Raw genomic sequence first — 17523 nt, forward strand, 5'->3', positions numbered from 1 at the left:
ACTCCTTTATATTAATTAGAAAATGATAGGTGTTGTTACACTTAATATGACTGTTTCCTCTGAAGTTGGATTTTCCCATGCATGCAATAGCTCAGAGGGGAAGTGGACTATATCTCCAGATAACACATGGTGGTGGTCTTCGTTTAAATTGAAAACCTCCCCCTTGCAAGATGTAATAAAATTCCTCTCCTGAGTGACTGATGCTATGATCCTTTTTCATGTATGTCCCTCTTCTAAAAGTTGAGAATTGTTAAAAGTAACATATGGTTCTTCATGTACATCAATCCCTAAACCATGTCCAGTTCGATGTGTAAAGTAGGAGCCATAGCCTGCTTTAATAATAATATTTCTTGCAACCTGTTCAATATGTTTTAATGGCAATCCAGGTTTTACAGCATTCATTGCTTCTTCCTTCGCCATTTTGACAGTTTGATAGACTTTTTTCATTTCTTCAGTTGGTTCTTCCCCCACACAAACGGTTCGCGTCATATCTGAGCAATAGTAATCTTTAACTTCACCCATATCAATTACAACCATGTCCCCTGATTGATGATGTGGAATAGCGCCATTCTTCCCAGCACCGATAATTGGTTAAAAGGAGAATTGGTCGACATGATTCAACGCAAAAAGCCGTTTGATTTCTTCAGATACCTCCTTTTCCGTAAGTCCAGGCCTAATATAACCAATTACCTCATTCAAAACTTTATCAGCAATAGCCCCCGATTTCTTAAGTAAGTCAATTTCCCCCAAAAGAGAGTTGTTCATTTAAGTTCATTAGTTGAATTAAGTTTTGGCTTGGCAGAGATTTTCAATTGCTACAATACCCCTATCAGGTAATGTTTTTAGTAAAAGTTCAAGCGATTTTTCCCCATCTTTCCAAAAAACAGTTTCATATAATCCTTTTATTTTTATTTCCTCTTTCGACATTTCATGGATAATCATTGTCGGCTTCCCTGTTTCGGGAATAACAATTGCTTGTAACCGTTCATGTGAGTCAATCCAGGTTCCGCTAAAATAGAAAAAATTTGATGGGGTGATTACTACTACTGCTTGTAAACCAGAGGCATTTAAAAAGGAAGAACTTGCTACATGCAAGTTCTTCAATAATGCTCAAAACAAACTCCTTTTAGCTACTTTATTAAACCTTAAAATCAGCCACTACTCTAGTATCTTTCCCTCAGTTTCCGGAAGAAACAATATTGTTATCATTGTCACCACAACAAATGCCTCTATAAATGAAACGGTTGCACCAAACGTCCAGCCCATTCCAATTACGAAACCGATTATAGAAGGGGCAAAAGTATTTGCCCAACGTTGTGATGCTGCACCGAAGCTGTAGCCAGCACCTCGGACATTTGTCGGATAAACTTCTCCAAACCATGTATTCCAAACAGCCCATGCCCCTTGATTAAAGAAAGAAAGTAGGAAATTAAAGGCATACAGTTCAACCATATTAGAAGAAAAAGCAAATAAGAAACCGCTGATGGCTGCACCAGTTACAAATAGGAATAAAATCTTTTTCCTTCCGAACTTAGCTGTAAGATGGGAGGCAGCCATATAACCTGGTATCTGCATAATGGAAGTCAAAGCCAGGAATCCTAAGCTCTGTGACATGGATAACCCTTTTTCCATTAACAATGTCGGAATCCACGTATATAGTCCCCAATATCCAAATGCAAGAGTAAAGTTTACAATTGTTTGCAATAGGGTTAACTTTAGCCATTTCCCTTTAAAAATCTCAAAATAGTTGGCTTGTTTTACATTTAAAACATTTAATTTTGTATTTTGATCAAGAACAATTTGATCTTTACTTAAGTATTTAATAACTTCCCTTGCTTCCTCCTGCCTTCCTTTTCCAGCCAGCCAGTAAGGAGACTCAGGTATTTTCAGTAACATAAATGCCCATAACCCGCCTAAAGAACTAATAAATAGGACAACTCTCCAGCCGCCAAGAGCACCTTCAACCTCCATAAATAAAACAGTAACTCCTACGGCAATGAGGACACCAATCGGCCATCCTGCTGATAAATAACCGCCGTACTTTCCTCTTTGTTTCACAGGAAGCATTTCCTCAAAATAAGGGAAAATACAAACTAGCATTCCTGCCAACGCTATACCTGCTAATAGCCTGCCTGCATAAAGCATTTCAAAATTAATAGAAAACACACTGATTAAAGAAAACAATGTATAAAGCAACAAACTATACATCATTGTTTTTTTACGGCCAATCTTATCCGAAATGAACCCCCATATATAAGCCCCGGGAATCATTCCTAGAAAAATAGCCCCAATGATTGAACCTGTTTGTACCGCTGAAAGGTTAAATTCAGCTGCAATCTCTCCACTTAGGAAGATGATGATCATCATTTCCCATGCTTCTACTACAAATGCAAAGAATAGAACTATCCCTACAAATGCATGCCGGCTGTTAATGGGCATGTCCTTAAATAATTCTCCTACTTGCAAAACTGACTCAGCTTTAGATTTCAAGGCAATATTGGTCATATATTTTGTCATCTCCCATTGAAACTGAATACTCAGCAATATTAAAATTTGACTTTACAAACAGAGTTTTAGCTAAACCTAACTTTCCAACTTCTCAATATAAATCTTTTCTTTTCCTTCAAGCCAAATTCGTTCGCCAATTTGTACAAGTTTGTCAAATTCCGGATAGTCGACTTGTGCAATAACGTTAACAGGCTCACTGCCTTTGTGGCTTCTTGCTAGCTCAGCCCCATAGTAAATGGCTAAAGCTTGGGGGAGAGTGCCTTCCTCTTCCCAATTCCAATCCCGCCAATAACACACTTCCCCAAGACTGGTATAAATGGTCTGGTTTTCTCTTGTAGGCAAGTCCTGTTCGTTATAGGTAAAATTTAATTCCCTGCCTGACCATCTGGATTGGGTAACGATACTTTCTAATGGAAGTGCATTCCAAATCTTCTCGCACGTTAACGGGGCTTTCTCCTCCAGCAAGGTTGCCGAAACTTCTCCCCCGCCTTCAAACCGAAATCTTATTCTTTTCAACGCTGCTACACATCCTCTTAAGTTTATATTTGCATTAAATTCTGAATCATCTGTCCCGGTTAGGTAAAAATGGGGGAAGGCATTTTTTTAACCATGAGCTCAAGGTGTATATTCTTACTCGCTGCTTTTTTGTTTATTTTCCGGTAACATATTCATTTCTTAAATCTTTTTCAGCATCCTCAGAAGATCTTTCGGACGGATCCCCAAAGCCGCCGCCACCGCCGGTCATTACTTTGACAATATCGCCTTTGCGTACTTTTCTTCCGTTTACCTTTAGTAAATGTTCAACCTCTCCGCCTGAAATAATTTCTACATTAGGCTTCGCGCCTGGCTGGCCTCCGAATAGTCCCCATGCTGGGGTCTTGGATCTCTCAAACCATAAGGAAACTGTCGTGTTTTCACTATGAATCTCATATTCTCTTACAACTCCAAGACCGCCGCGATACTGGCCGACTCCTCCAGAGTTTTGTCTTAATCCATATTGATTAATTCTAATTGGATACTTGGACTCAAATACCTCAATAGGAAGATTCTTAAAGTCCCCGCTTACGTGGTTGATTAAGGCAGATTGGCCGTTACCATTATGGAATGCTCCCCATCCTCCAGCTGTAGCTTCCACGCTTAAGAATGATTCTTTTGTTCTTTCATCTTTTCCCGCAAATGTTACAACCATCGAATCCCCATAGTGAGCACCTGCTGCTTTATCCTTCATTTCAGGGGATAAGGCTTTAATAATTAAATCAATCAATAAGCCCAGTGGAGTAAAATACCAGCCGCAAGGAGCAGGCTCCACAGCATGGAATATGGTTGCTTCTGGAGCAATAACTTTCATTGTCCTGAAGTTTCCGCCTGTTACAGGCGTATGCGGGCTAATTAAATCTTTGAAGGCCACGCGGCAGGCTGAAATGGTCTGTGCGTATCCGCAGTTTGTTTGTCCAAATCGCTGTTCGCTTGAGCCTGTGAGATCAATCGTAATATAATCACCCTCAACTCTTACCTGCACTTTAACGAGAATCGGTTCATCCTTAACTCCATCATTATCTAAATAACCTTCCGCTTCATACACGCCATCAGGTATATTACGAATAACGCTGCGGTCCATTTCTTCTGATTGCTTAAAAATGTCATGGATACAACGGTTAATACGATCAATGCCAAAACGCACAATGAGTTCTTTAAATCTTTTTTCACCTGTTCTGCATGCTGCAATTTGAGCGTTTAAATCTCCAAGAGCTGCCTCACGGAAACGATTATTAGTAACAATTAGACGGATAACATCATCAATCGGCTTTCCTTGTTCATAAATTTTTGTAGGAGGAATTCTTATCCCTTCCTGATAAATACTTGTTGCATCCATCGGATATCCAGGGTCCTTAGAACCAATATCTAACCAATGGGCACGGTTTGCTGTAAAGCCGACAAGCTCCCCTTCATAGAAAATAGGAGAAAAGACTGTGACGTCATTTAAATGCGTTCCGCCAATATATGAATCATTTAAAATATAAACATCTCCATCTTGATAATTATCAATTCCACCGATCATATTCGTTGTTACTTTAATACATTCATCAATATTTCCAAGAAAGATAGGTAATCCAGCCGATTGGCCTAACAGCTCGACATCACGGTTAAAAATACAAACACTGCAATCCTTCATTTCATAAATAATAGGGGAAAATGCGCTTCTTGCAAGACTCGCATTCATTTCATCTGCAGCTGAAATCAGTGCATTTCTAACGATTTCTGTTGTTACCGGGTTTTCTAAATAAACTTGTTGTTGAGTGCTCATACCAAAACCTCCTGTTCTGCTGTTTCTTTCACAATTTCAATATTTTGATATTCATCAATGCAAATATAATGTTTCGGAGGTATTACAAGTGTTGAGTTTTTATCCTCCACAATCGCTGGACTATTAAAATAGTTTCCATAAGTTAAAGTTTCAGTTGAATAAACAATCGTTTCTTCCTCAACATTATTCCAAACTACGTTACGTTTAGATGCTGGGACCGCTTGGCGCTCAGAGCGTTCTCCAGATTTAACGTACTCTACTTTTTCAAGATCTCCGAAGGCAGTAACACGGAGGTTTACAATTTCGATGGATCCCTTCGGATTATTATGACCATAAATGTCTAGGTGGGCTTTATGGAAGTCCTCTTCAATCTTCTTAAGATTATTTGTTTCACTTACAATATTAACCGTATACTCCTGGCCCTCGTAACGAACATCAATACTATTTTGGAATCGAATGTCACCTGCTTGAATATTCTGTTGATTTAATACAGAAATACTCTCTTGCTTCATTTCTTCATATAAAGATTCTAGCATTGTATAATCGACTTGATTGATGTTAGCCACATAGTTTCGAACGGTATCAAAACGGATGTCTGTCTGTAGCATTCCCCAAGCAGAAAACGTTCCAGAAACACTAGGAATAAATACCTTCTTCATATCTAGTAAATCGGCGATTAGTACAGCATGCATAGGACCCGCACCGCCAAAAGCAACTAGCGTAAAGTCACGAGGATCAATCCCGCGTTTAACTGTCAAAGTTCTAATGGCATCAGCCATTTTGGCATTGGCGATATCACAAATTCCTTCAGCCGTTTCCTGTACGGATAAGCCAATTTGGTCAGCAACTGATTTAACTGCTTCTATCGCTGCTTGTTTATCTAGCTTAATATCTCCGCCTAAGAAGTTATTTTCATCAATTCTTCCGAGCACTAAGTTAGCATCGGTCACAGTTGGCAGCTTCCCACCTTTTCCATAACAAGCTGGTCCAGGGGAAGAACCCGCACTTTTCGGACCTACACGCAATCCGCCTGCCTCTACCCATGCAATGGATCCACCTCCTGCTCCGATCGTATGGATATTAACCATTGGCGATAAAACCGGAAAGCCTTCCATATGAATTTCAGCTGTAATGTCTGGTTGTCCATCGATAATCAAACTTACATCAAAGCTTGTTCCACCCATATCCACACAAATTAAATTTGGATCGCCTGTCAGCTTTGTTAAATTCATTCCGCCAATTGTTCCGCCTACCGGTCCAGACATAAGTGTCTGCAAGGGAAGACGCTTAGCAATCTTAGATGTCATAACCCCTCCATTAGACTGCATAATGTAAATATCTTTTTTAAAGCCTCTCTTTTCTACTTCCTTCTCTAAGATATTTAAGTATTTTTTTACAATAGGAGCGATATACGCATTAATAACAGTTGTACTAACACGCTCATATTCTCTCCACTCACGGGCAATATCGCTGGAAAGCGAGACTGGAATATCAAGCTCTTTCTCGATGATGCTGCAAATTTTAACCTCGTTTTCTGGATTACGATAAGCGTGCATTAGGCATACAGCCACTGCATCATAGTTTTTATCCTTTAATTGGCCGATAATTTGCTGTAGGTTTTCTTCATCAAGCGGTGTCACGACAGAGCCATCAAATGTCACTCTTTCTTGAATTTCATAAATATGCTCCCGTTTAACTAAAGTAGCTGGCTTATTGAACTGAATATTGTACATTTCAGTCCGGTTTGCCCTGCCAATTTCATACACATCTCTAAATCCTTTCGTTACAATAAGGGCTACATTTGCACCCTTTCTTTCAAGGAAAGCATTTAATCCAGATGTTGTTCCATGTACAAAATATTCGATTTCCGATAAATCCTTTATATAATGACTTATAGCCTCTAGAACACCTTCAGCTAGATTATGCGGAGTTGTTAAAATTTTTTTCGTTTGATAGACATTCTTCAGACGGTCAAACACAACTAAATCTGTAAAAGTACCTCCAATATCTACTCCAAGACGATAACGCGACATTACGCTTCCTCCCTTTCTGTTTCACTTCATCTTTAATGTTGTGTTACTTTTAAAAACCTATTTGCGTGGGCCAAAACTTTAAGTAAATGCAATTGACTCGCATTCCTCCCTTCAAGGATTCTATCAATCTATTAGTTAAAAATAACTGGTGTAATAACAGTTAATAAAATCGTTTCTTGATCAAGCGGATTCTCCCACATATGGGGAAGTGTGGACGGAAAATGGACCGATTCTCCCTCACGCAAATAATAAACATTTTGATCAACCGTGATTAAGAGCGCTCCCTTAAGGACATAGTAGAATTCTTCACCTGGATGCCTAACCATTTCTATATCCCTTTGATGGGGTTGCATTATGACAATAAAAGGCTCTATTTTCCTGTCAGTAAAATTATTGCTGAGCCGAATATATGTAGAATCAGAACTTTCAATCTTAAACGATTTTTGATCTTCCTTTTTGACTGCATAATTTAAATTCTCAGGCTCCTCAAAAAAATGGACCATCTTTATGCCAAAAGCATCAGCAATTTTTTTTAATGACGTGATAGCAAGAGAAGATGTACCTCTTTCTATTTGTGATAAAAAACTAACGGAAAGGTCCGTCTTTTCGCTCAGCTCTTTTAATGTCATTCCCTGTTCAAATCGTAATTGCTTAATTTTTTCAAAAATTTCCTTCATTACTAAATCCCTTTCTATAAATGAAGATTTTTTCCTGCTGTACTGTAGTTATTTATGATTTTATCATAATCCGCTAAAATGTAAAGAATATTTTAAATATTTATAATAGTAACAATTAAGTGTTATTTTAGGATATTTTTACTGTATAACTTATTCGTGTAAATGGCAATCGAGTAGGAGGGGGTAATTGACCCCCGACATAGGAATAGGAGGCCACTGAAGAAGTCCAATCTCTATAAATTTGCGTTCGATGTCTCGATTGAATCGAGATATCGATAACGCTTTTTGTTTTATACTATAGATATCAATATATGTAGGTGGTATTCAAATGATTTCAAACCAAGAAACGCTCAATCTCAGCCCATTCATGGCGATTTTCGATATTGTAGTGCCAAAAGATAATATGCTTCGCCAAATTAATGAATTAGTGGATTTTTCATTAATTCTCGAAGAACTAAAAACTAAATATTATCTAGATAATGGTCGCAACGCTATCTAACCCATTCGTATGTTCAAATATTTATTACTAAAGTCGATTCATGACCTATCAGTCGTGGATCTAGTGGAACGTTCTAAATACGATATGTCCTTTAAATACTTTCTGGACATGGCACCAGAAGATAAAGTAATCGATCCAAGTTTATTAACGAAATTCCGTAAACTCCGTCTTCAAGGTGTGAGTTTATTAGACATGCTCATAGGGAAAATGGTTGAGATTGCACTTGAAAAAGGAAACATTAAAATTAAAACCATTATTGTCGAGCTACACATACAAAGGCACGTTATAATCAGAAATCCCCGAAAGATTATCTACAAGAGAAATCAAAAAGTGTTCGAAAAGCAGTCTATCAAATCGATGAATCGATGAATGAAAAGTTCCCTTCGAAAACCACTTCTAACGAAGTGAAAGATGAATTGAATTATTGTCGTCAAGTGATTTCTGTAGTGGAAACCGAGCCACAAATTGCAGCGATTCCTGCCGTCAAAGAAAAATTAAATGTACTAAAAGAAATAGTGGAAGATTATACGGAACAGCTTAGTTATTCAACTGATCCAGATGCACGTGTTGGCCATAAAACAGAGGATTCTTCTTTCTTTGGCTTCAAAACACATATAGCGATGAGTGATGAACGGATTATCACAGCTGCAGTGGTGACAACAGGAGAACAAAGTGATGGAAAATATCTCAAGGAGTTACTGGAGAAGAGCCGACAAAAAGGAATGGAAGTGGGCAATGTTATTGGGGATATAGCGTAATCGGAGAAAGATAATATTGCCTATTCAAAGCGGGAAAATGTAACCCTTGTTTCTAAGTTACATCCAATTGTCTCCAATGGAAATCGTGCAGAAGAAGATACATTTGAATTTAATAAAGATGCAGGAATGTATGTCTGTAAAGCAGGACATTTGGCAATTCACAAAAAATATGACGGTAGAAAAGGTAAGACAGGTAACCCTAGAGTAAGATATTTATTTGATTTAGAAATATGTAAAGTTTGCTCTTTACGTGAAGGCTGTTATCGCTATTATTCTTTTTATTATGTATCTTTTTGTAGCATTCAATACCAACAGTTGCTAAATTATTTGTTCTATTTGTTTCATTAATAGGTAGGTATGAAAGATAATCGAGTTGCCCCTATTTTTGTATCTCCTGAATATATTTCCAATTAAATCCGGGTCAAAAATTCAATAGGTTTGTACCCCCTAGCTTTCTTTGGTATTTCTACAGCTTTAACAGTTGGAGAAAAATAACTGCCAGATGACATTTGCTTCCATATTTTATACAGGTTATCTTTGAGATTCTCTTAAACTCTGCTATGGATTACTCATCAATTCCTGCTGACCCTTTGTTTGCTTTAACTCTTAGAAAAGCTTCATATACTACGTTTTTGTATATAACATACGGCTTTGTTTTATGCATAAGTTCCTCCCAGTTTGTTGGTTGACTTGTTTATAAAACTGAATAATATAACCCCTTTGCTCCATCTCCGTTAGGAGATTTCATTGCTACTCGGGTTATTCCGCCCCTATAAATGGCATTGGTACTCTGATTCTTGTGGGGCTTCCACTTGAAATCTCTCCCTTAGGATCCATGTCGTAGGTTCCCACGTTCCACACAAAAGCCTGTATTAAGTTCAATTTATACCGGTCACCGAACGGACAGTAAACAGGTTTCCTCCGAACTTATCCTGAGTTAACGACTCCCCCTCAGTTTTGATGACATCTCCACGCTTTCGATACTTCATCAGCGGCTCAATGGTTTTCGTCTCCTTAATACATACCTGACAGAGTCATGCTCTGCCTTTTCCCCTAACGCTCAATACCATAGCTTTTGACTATAGCACCTTAGGGCGGTTTGCACTGTTCCTCCATCTCCATTACGGAGGTTTCATCAGTCGTACCCCTACCCTCATAAGGACAAATGCATTTCGCCATATCACTTATAGCACCCGTTTCGGGTGACAGCCCTTGAATCAACGTTCCTTATTTTCCAAGTACCTTACAACGTAGCTATACGTTCTAAACCTAGGTGCTTCCTTTAAGCCTGTGAACTGGATACCGCCATTGTTCGGTATAGTGTATTTCAGAGAGTGCATTTTTACTTTACACCATTCACCCCATCGTTGGATGGTACACAAGTTTCCTTATGTTCTAACTTTAGACCCTTACCTTCGGAAGTTCGTCAGTTCCTTTATACTGGAACGATTCTCACCATCTCTAGTTTTTCAGCTATGCGGTCTATCCTTCGGCATACCTTTTTCATAAGAATGGCTTCAGCCTTCGTTCAACCGAATCTACCTGTGCTTCACACCCTATGACCAGTCAATCATGACGCATGCAGGAGTATTGATGGGATAGTTTCAGGAAACATGGCTCCATCATTCCTATCCTCCGTTGTAAAGTTGAAATTCATTTTTATAAATCTCCTGTATTTTCACGCTACTAATATATTTAACTAGTAAAATCTATCATATTTCTAGCTTGTAGTATTTCAATGTTAATTTCCCACATTTTTATATATCTTACTGCGGGAAATTAATATAAAACATAGTATACACATGTTTTTATATTTTCCTTCTAAAATCTTATATATATAAACCCTGGTTCCTGTCTTCACTCCAAATTTTTTTCATCATGGGAGATGCCGCAAGCACAATACTTCCCTTTTGTTCTAAATTTCCGATAACCGCAATCCTTGTACGCATAATGTCCTAGTCCAGCATCTGCAGCAAATAAAAACAACAATTAATACCACTGTATCTTCAGCGTCTCTTTTAATATGCATTTTTCCATTTTAAAGATAAGTTTATTTTGCACGGAAGTTAGATTTTATTTTTAAGCCAAGTCATCATTCGAATAACTTGAAATGGTTCAAACCAAGTAACTAAAAATAGAATAATGAAAAAAGAAGTAAGCGCTATATATTTTACACTTCCTTTTTCACTTTTAGAAATAGCGATGAAACAAACTACAACCCCTATGAATAAGAAAATAACTCCAGTTAGTACAATCAGCTCAAAGTAACCCTCTATTATCCAATTCAATATAAAGAAAAGAAAACCTAGAAATATAAAAATAATAGAGCTTATACTAAATCGTTTCATATTACACCCCTAATTCATTTTCTAAATCTGACTCAATACTTCCATATAAAGTTCCATTTCTTGTTTAAAGTTATCTACCCGTTAGCCATTCATTAACTCCATTATTTTATCCAATTTCTTTTCAATCTCATTAAGTTGCGTCTTTTTTGCCTGTTGATTCAAGAGTAATCTCCTAATAAATAGTGTAAACGATACTACAAATAAAATGATAAGTCCCAATACGATAATCTGATAAATCAAGTCTCCCACATTAAACATTAAAACATCCCCTTGTATAGAAATGGTCAAGCATAGCTGTACATCTAGCTATCCCATTCCTTAATTATTTTCAGCTAAGCAGCTCAAGAATCTTCCATTAAATCACCAAGTTTATTCAACAACTATTTTGTTTGTTGTCCATTCAAACGTAACTATTCTAAGATTATTTCTCTCGTTTTTGTACTGCATAATCAATTAGCTACTATAAATATTGATACGTTCTAAAGGAGTCATAAGTTTCATTATTAGAGATGTGTCAAGGGTTTTCTAAACAAAAACAAAACCAGCTCAATCTACATTAAGCTGGTTTTGTTTCTGGTATTTATCAATCTAGGTTTTGAAGTAACACTAGTAATTGGGCAGACATATCATTAATATTTTCCGTTGTATTGTTGATTTCTTCAGTGACAGCAGCTTGTGTTTGAATTTTATTACTCATTGTATCAATGCTGGAAACAATCTTTAACACAGACTGATTGATATCCTCTAATATTTGTTCAATTTGTTCTACAGCTTTAGCCGTATGCGTTGATAATTTTTGGACTTCTTCCGCAACCACACCGAATCCTTTTCCATGTTCGCCGGCACGGGCAGCTTCAATCGAAGCATTTAACCCAAGTAAATTAGTTTGACTAGATATTTGTTTAATTAGTTCGGTTACAGCTTTAGTTGATTCAATACAATCTTTTGCTTTTTGGGCGAAGGAAACAGTAACTTCATTTTCATGGGCAAGTTCTGTTGCTTCTCTGGAAATGTCTTTAATATTATCTGCAAGCTCCCCAAGTGATTGCATGAAATCATTCATATTTTTTTCGATTCGCTCGTCATCTTCTTGTCGCTTTATTTCATGATTGATATCTCGTAAAACCCCTGATACTAATGTTGGATTACCAGCTTGGTCTCTTATGGTTTTAGTCACCATCGAAAACCATCTGTACTCTGCATTTTTGGTTCTCATACGAAACTTCATATTAAATTCTGTTCGACCGGTATTATCAGAAAGATGTGCGTTGAAATTTCTACTAGTTGTTTCCCTTTCAGTTACTGAAATCATATTTAGCCATGTCTCTATTTTCGGTTCGAAATAATCATCTCCATCAAATCCTAGAAGTCGTTTGAATTGCGGAGAAAACCAAGATTCTTGTTCGACAGATTCTTCTTTTTTCAGATTCATCCCCCAAGCACCTTCTAATGTTTTGACACTAAAGCTAAGGGACTTTTCCATCAAATCTAATTTTGATAATAACTGTTGTACTTTTAAACTGTTCATTTTACTTTCATGAATATTCATCTGTGTCCCAACATGTCGATACACTTTTCCGTTTTCATCCTTCAATGCTTTTGCTCTTGTATGAACCCATTCAATTGATCCATCTTTTTTGATGCTTCTATATTCAATATCATATGGATCTGAACCAAATAAATGTTTTTCATAAGCTTCTGTAACCCTTGCCATATCTAAGTCTGACACCGTGTTATACCAACTATCCAAAACATTCGGAAAATCTTTTTCATTTTTATAACCCAATGATTCTCTAAAAATATCATTATAGATATTTTTATTTTCTTTATTCAACTCACCATCTTTAAACTCGGCATCCCATGTACCAATTCCATTTAATTCCGTAACAACTTCATGCTTTATATGGAGAGCTTCTTCCTTTTTTTGAATATCTGCTAGAAGTGAATTTATCGTTTCTACTAACTTTTGTATTTCCTTATTTTCTGAATGGTGTGTTAATTGAAGAGAATTCTGTTCACTTTGTTGTGTCTTATATTTCAATTGTTCCATTTCAGCGATCATAAGACTTAAGTCTTGGTATAGTTTGCTATTAAACAATTTTCATTTCCCCCTAAATATAAAAGCTTCCCTCGATTAATTATTTACTCATTGTTTCTTTCGGTAGAATTTATGTATTCTTTATTAGTTATATAGGGAAAAAAAGACATCTCCACAAAGGTAGATGCCTTTTCCTCTACTTTTGAATTAATTACAGTAGCTCTTCATTTAAACCTTTATGAAAATGAAAGTCTCATTAATCTAAAAATTTTATGAAATCAATATTAACAGGTTCTAAACCAGTTGCTCGTAGTTTTGAGTTTATCTGACCTCTATGATACTGACCATGTAATGCAACATGAGTCAAAATATCCCGTGCAGAATGCTTAAACTCTGTACCCTTACTATTTGTGTAGAATATTAATTTATCCAGATCAGAATCTACTAAGTCTGTAAGATACTCTGTAAAACTTACTTCATTGAGCATTACAAGTTCTGCACAGATTTCAAGATCAATATCTGACCAGACCGGTAATTGTGAACTGTCCAATGCTTGTAGTCTAGTAATCCAAATTCTTTCCCCAAATAGTATATGGGAAAATAAACGATTTACCTCTTGATTTCCATCTTCAATACTTTGCAATGTTTTAAGCATACGTTGGTTAGCCCAATTTAAATGGTCATACATATTTTGGATAGTTTTCAATGGTATTACACCTCTAATTCATACACGTTTTCTACATCGTTTTTTCTATTTCATAAAATTGAAATACATTGCGTTGTTCTTTCGCTAGATAGAGTGCTGCATCCGAACGTGAAATGAGTATTTTAGAATTGATTCCGTCTTCCGGGAACATGGCAATTCCAATACTTGATGTCACTACAATTTTTTGATTATCAATGAGATACGGAACTTGAAAGGCTTTATGCAGGCGTGACACAATTTCTAGAACGGTTTTCTTTTCCTTCAGACCGTTTAGTAGGACAAGAAATTCATCTCCACCGATTCGGCAAAGAATATCTTCATCTCGTACGTTCTCTTTTAATCGATTTGCAAATTGTTTCAATAGTTGATCCCCGACGTCATGACCTAACGTATCGTTTATACTTTTAAATTTATCGATATCGATATACATCAATGCAAGCATTTGATTCACATTCTCTGCCTGTTCAATTGCTTGATTAATCTGCTCTGCAAAATAACGTCTGTTTGACAAACCTGTTAATGGATCATGAAACGCCAAAAATTCAAGCTGCGCTTCGTAATTTTTTTTTGAGGTGACGTCTCTCAATAATACTTGAATAACAGTTTCACCTTCAAAAATAATGGACATCGCGATAATTTCCACCCAGATTGTTTCTCCATCCAAACGTAGCAGTTGTTCAATAATTGGTTCTTTTGTAGATATAACCTGTTGAACTTTTCTACTAAAGACAGTGTGTTCATTTGTTTTAATAAACTGCCAAACAGACTGGCCAAGTACATCTTTTATACTCTTAGCCCCAACTAAATCAATCCCTGGAGAATTTACAAAGACAATTTTTCCGTTATTTTCAACGAAAATCGCATCTGGTATAAATTCAACTAAATTCCGATAGCAATCCTCACTGGCTTGAAGTCTCCGTTGTATGTTCATTTGTTCGGTAAAATCTTTATACATGCCAACTGCCAGTACTTCCCCATTATTGATTGCACGATAGGAGGCTAATATGTCTAATACCTCTCCGTCTTTTCTTTTTCTTTTTGTTACATAGTATGGAATATCCATCCCTTGCTTAAATTGTGACAATTGTTGTTCATGTTCTTCAGGTGAAATATCGGTAAAAAAAGGAAAACAATTATCTTCGCCAACATCCGTTTCATCCCAACCTAATATATCTGTAAATGACGGATTTGCTGATAAAATTCGTCCATCATAACCAATAGTAAAAATGGCTTCATTCGTATTGTTAAATTTCATTTTTCGTCCCCCTTTCGACAAAAACAATTGAAAATTTCAAAAAACTAATCGGATTGGTTACCGATTAGCTTTTTGATATATTTCAAGCTTCTAATGCAGGGCTAGCTATGCTAGTTAAGATTACTGAGCACTTTTATAACTTGATACATATATTTATTTTTGATCGAATAATCGATTATCAACCGCGTATAATTTACTGCCTGCAATAGCTAAGAAAGCTGCCATCGCCATTAATGCTAAATCAAACTCATAACCATTTACAAATCCAACTGCAAATTTCACTGTAATAATAGCACCAGCCATAAGTAATACAAATAAACCTGCAACGATACGTGTTGCCAAACCGATGATTAATAAAATTCCACCTACTAATTCAAGGCCAGCTACACCATAAGCTAAAAATCCTGGTAAGTTGATGCTTTCAAACCATCCAACTGTATTTCCAATTCCCTCTTGAAACTTAACTAGACCATGTACTGCAAAAATCAATCCTAATACTACACGTACGATAAGTGCTCCTACTTCATTTCTAAACATTTTTAATCTCCTCTTACTATCTCTTCTTTTTATTAATAAATTTGTTGATACCATTGTTTTGCAGCTTCTACTTCATTCATTGTAAGTTGATGTCCAGTATTTACCCAGTGAACATTAACTGAAGCACCTGCATCTTCTAATATTTGTAGAAGTTCCACTGATTCTTTTTGAGGACAAATCGGATCGTTCGTTCCTGCTGCTATAAATACTTTTATTCCTGTTAAATCTGGAAGTGGAATACCACGTCTCGGTACCATAGGATGATGTAATATTGCACCTTTGAGTGAATCATTAAAGTGGAATAATAGACTAGCCGCAATATTAGCACCGTTTGAATAACCGATTGCAACTATGTTTTCACGGTCAAATTTATACTCCGTTGAAGCTTCATCTAAAAAAGTATTAATCTCATTGGTACGGAATATTAAATCTTCCTCATCAAATACACCTTCCGCTAAGCGTTTAAAGAAACGTGGCATTCCGTTTTCTAATACATTTCCTCGTACACTGAGTACAGAAGCTTCTGGGTCCACAATATTAGATAATGCTAATAAATCATGTTCATTACCGCCTGTACCATGTAATAGTAATAGGACTGGTTTCACGCTATTTGTTCCTTGTTTAAAAATATGTTGCATAGTAATTACTCTCTCCTTCGTAAGGGGTTAACCCAAAGTACCATTAATTCCAATCCATCTCATCAATATTCGACCCATAGTAGGATTTCGATCACTACTCCGGTCTTTCAATGGAGAAAATCTCTCCAATTGTTGCATAACTAGAACCAGCTAAACGACTGACGGAGTTTATTACTCTCGGAACAATCTAAATCAATATGTTCAGTCTCTTATTAGTCGATTGGACGCACTTGAATTGGAATAAGTGAATCGACTAATCGCTCACGATGTTGTTCGTATTGTACAGGTAACATCAACTGAGTGCCCATTGTTTCAAGTGTTTCATCGTGTGCAAATCCTGGTGGGTCTGTTGCAATTTCAAATAGTATTTCTCCTAACTCACGGAAGTACAGCGCGTTGAAATAATTACGATCTTTCAATTCAGTTACATGTTGACCATGATTCATTGCATGTTGTTGCCACTCAAGATGATCTGCATCATCCTGTGCACGCCAAGCAATATGGTGAACTGTACCGACCCCCATTGAGCCACGTACACCAGTTACCATTTTTAAATCTATGATATTACCAATATCAGCTGGAGCTTTAAAGCGTTTATAATCACCCTCAGTTCCAACCAATTCAAGCCCCATTACATTCGTTAATGTTTTAGCAGTTTCTTCCGGTCTGCTAGAGTAAAGTGTTGCACCGCCAAAGCCTTTAATCGCGACTTCCGGTGTTACTCCGCCAAATGTCCAATTATTTTGTTCACCTTCTGCACGTTCAACAAGTTCTAGATGTAGGCCATGGGGATCATCAAATTGGATCACTTGTTCACCAAAACGCTCTGCTTTTTTAAAAGGTATCGCAAATGTTGCAAGACGGTTGACCCAAAAACTTAATGATCCTGTTGGTACTACATACGTTGTAACTCCGACTTGACCGTCTCCAATTCTTCCTTGATAAGCATTCGCCCAAGGGAAAAAGGTAATAATTGTACCTGGTTTACCTCCACCATCTCCAAAGTATAGATGGTATGTGCCAGGATCATCGAAGTTCACTGTTTGTTTGACTAAACGTAAACCTAATATCCCTGCATAAAAATCAATATTTTCCTGTGGATGACCTACGATTGCTGTAATATGGTGTATGCCCGCAGTTTGTTTTTTCATCATTATTTCCTCCTTAGTTAGTTGGTTAAATTTAAAAACTTTAATTTCCTGCTTTCGGTAATCACTTAAC

Annotated in this window: 15 protein-coding genes and 2 pseudogenes; 1 reads left to right on the forward strand and 16 read right to left on the reverse strand. The window is 36.8% G+C overall.

Annotation, left to right across the window (positions count from 1 at the left end; all coding sequences use genetic code 11):
• Window positions 1-15 precede the first annotated feature (15 nt).
• The 8 genes and pseudogenes from BMZ04_RS23155 to BMZ04_RS10540 form a co-directional block, all read right to left on the reverse strand.
• Window positions 16-210: a cupin domain-containing protein gene (locus tag BMZ04_RS23155; RefSeq protein ID WP_143128294.1), complete on the reverse strand. Its 195-nt coding sequence runs from the start codon at window positions 208-210 to the stop codon at window positions 16-18.
• A 6-nt stretch (window positions 211-216) separates the two neighbouring features.
• Window positions 217-765 (reverse strand): annotated as a pseudogene (locus BMZ04_RS22795) (M24 family metallopeptidase).
• 18 nt (window positions 766-783) lie between these two features.
• The gene (locus tag BMZ04_RS22800) at window positions 784-1104 is read right to left on the reverse strand and encodes an aminopeptidase P family N-terminal domain-containing protein (protein ID WP_255367886.1); all 321 of its coding nucleotides are present in this window, start codon (window positions 1102-1104) and stop codon (window positions 784-786) included.
• Window positions 1105-1158: 54 nt separating this feature from the next.
• The gene (locus BMZ04_RS10520; RefSeq protein ID WP_369802653.1) at window positions 1159-2490 is read right to left on the reverse strand and encodes an MFS transporter; all 1332 of its coding nucleotides are present in this window, start codon (window positions 2488-2490) and stop codon (window positions 1159-1161) included.
• Window positions 2491-2583: 93 nt separating this feature from the next.
• Window positions 2584-3024, reverse strand: coding sequence for a DUF3830 family protein (locus BMZ04_RS10525; RefSeq protein WP_093269459.1), 441 nt, complete (start codon window positions 3022-3024; stop codon window positions 2584-2586).
• A gap of 133 nt (window positions 3025-3157) precedes the next feature.
• Entirely contained in the window at window positions 3158-4813 is a 1656-nt protein-coding gene (locus BMZ04_RS10530) for a hydantoinase B/oxoprolinase family protein (protein WP_093269464.1), read from the reverse strand.
• Window positions 4810-6846, reverse strand: coding sequence for a hydantoinase/oxoprolinase family protein (locus BMZ04_RS10535; RefSeq protein ID WP_093269468.1), 2037 nt, complete (start codon window positions 6844-6846; stop codon window positions 4810-4812). The genes BMZ04_RS10530 and BMZ04_RS10535 overlap by 4 nt, the downstream gene beginning before the upstream one ends.
• Before the next feature lie 131 nt (window positions 6847-6977).
• A complete protein-coding gene (locus BMZ04_RS10540; protein WP_093269473.1) occupies window positions 6978-7523 on the reverse strand; it encodes a helix-turn-helix domain-containing protein in 546 nt (181 codons plus the stop codon).
• A gap of 328 nt (window positions 7524-7851) precedes the next feature.
• On the opposite strand from BMZ04_RS10540, the pseudogene BMZ04_RS10545 reads away from it, so the two are divergent.
• A pseudogene (locus BMZ04_RS10545) lies at window positions 7852-9047 on the forward strand (transposase); the annotation flags it as partial.
• Between the two features lie 1799 nt (window positions 9048-10846).
• On the opposite strand, the gene BMZ04_RS10555 reads toward BMZ04_RS10545, so the two are convergent.
• From BMZ04_RS10555 to BMZ04_RS10590, 8 genes are all read right to left on the reverse strand, one after another.
• A complete protein-coding gene (locus tag BMZ04_RS10555; RefSeq protein WP_093269476.1) occupies window positions 10847-11128 on the reverse strand; it encodes a hypothetical protein in 282 nt (93 codons plus the stop codon).
• Between the two features lie 81 nt (window positions 11129-11209).
• The gene (locus BMZ04_RS10560) at window positions 11210-11386 is read right to left on the reverse strand and encodes a DUF4083 domain-containing protein (RefSeq protein ID WP_093269479.1); all 177 of its coding nucleotides are present in this window, start codon (window positions 11384-11386) and stop codon (window positions 11210-11212) included.
• Between the two features lie 325 nt (window positions 11387-11711).
• On the reverse strand, window positions 11712-13226 hold the full coding sequence (locus tag BMZ04_RS10565) for a methyl-accepting chemotaxis protein (RefSeq protein ID WP_093269483.1): 1515 nt from the start codon (window positions 13224-13226) through the stop codon (window positions 11712-11714).
• A 196-nt stretch (window positions 13227-13422) separates the two neighbouring features.
• The gene (locus BMZ04_RS10570) at window positions 13423-13872 is read right to left on the reverse strand and encodes a DinB family protein (protein WP_093269486.1); all 450 of its coding nucleotides are present in this window, start codon (window positions 13870-13872) and stop codon (window positions 13423-13425) included.
• Window positions 13873-13903: 31 nt separating this feature from the next.
• Entirely contained in the window at window positions 13904-15127 is a 1224-nt protein-coding gene (locus tag BMZ04_RS10575) for a sensor domain-containing protein (RefSeq protein ID WP_093269489.1), read from the reverse strand.
• A 153-nt stretch (window positions 15128-15280) separates the two neighbouring features.
• Window positions 15281-15664 carry a DoxX family protein gene (locus BMZ04_RS10580; protein WP_093269492.1) on the reverse strand — a complete coding sequence of 128 codons (384 nt, stop codon included), beginning with the start codon at window positions 15662-15664 and terminating at the stop codon, window positions 15281-15283.
• Between the two features lie 32 nt (window positions 15665-15696).
• Window positions 15697-16302 (reverse strand): alpha/beta hydrolase, encoded by a 606-nt coding sequence (locus BMZ04_RS10585; protein WP_093269495.1) that lies wholly within the window; start codon window positions 16300-16302, stop codon window positions 15697-15699.
• 212 nt (window positions 16303-16514) lie between these two features.
• Window positions 16515-17453 carry a ring-cleaving dioxygenase gene (locus BMZ04_RS10590; protein ID WP_093269498.1) on the reverse strand — a complete coding sequence of 313 codons (939 nt, stop codon included), beginning with the start codon at window positions 17451-17453 and terminating at the stop codon, window positions 16515-16517.
• Window positions 17454-17523: the final 70 nt, after the last annotated feature.

The organism is Psychrobacillus sp. OK032, assembly GCF_900111345.1.
Lineage (GTDB): Bacteria > Bacillota > Bacilli > Bacillales_A > Planococcaceae > Psychrobacillus.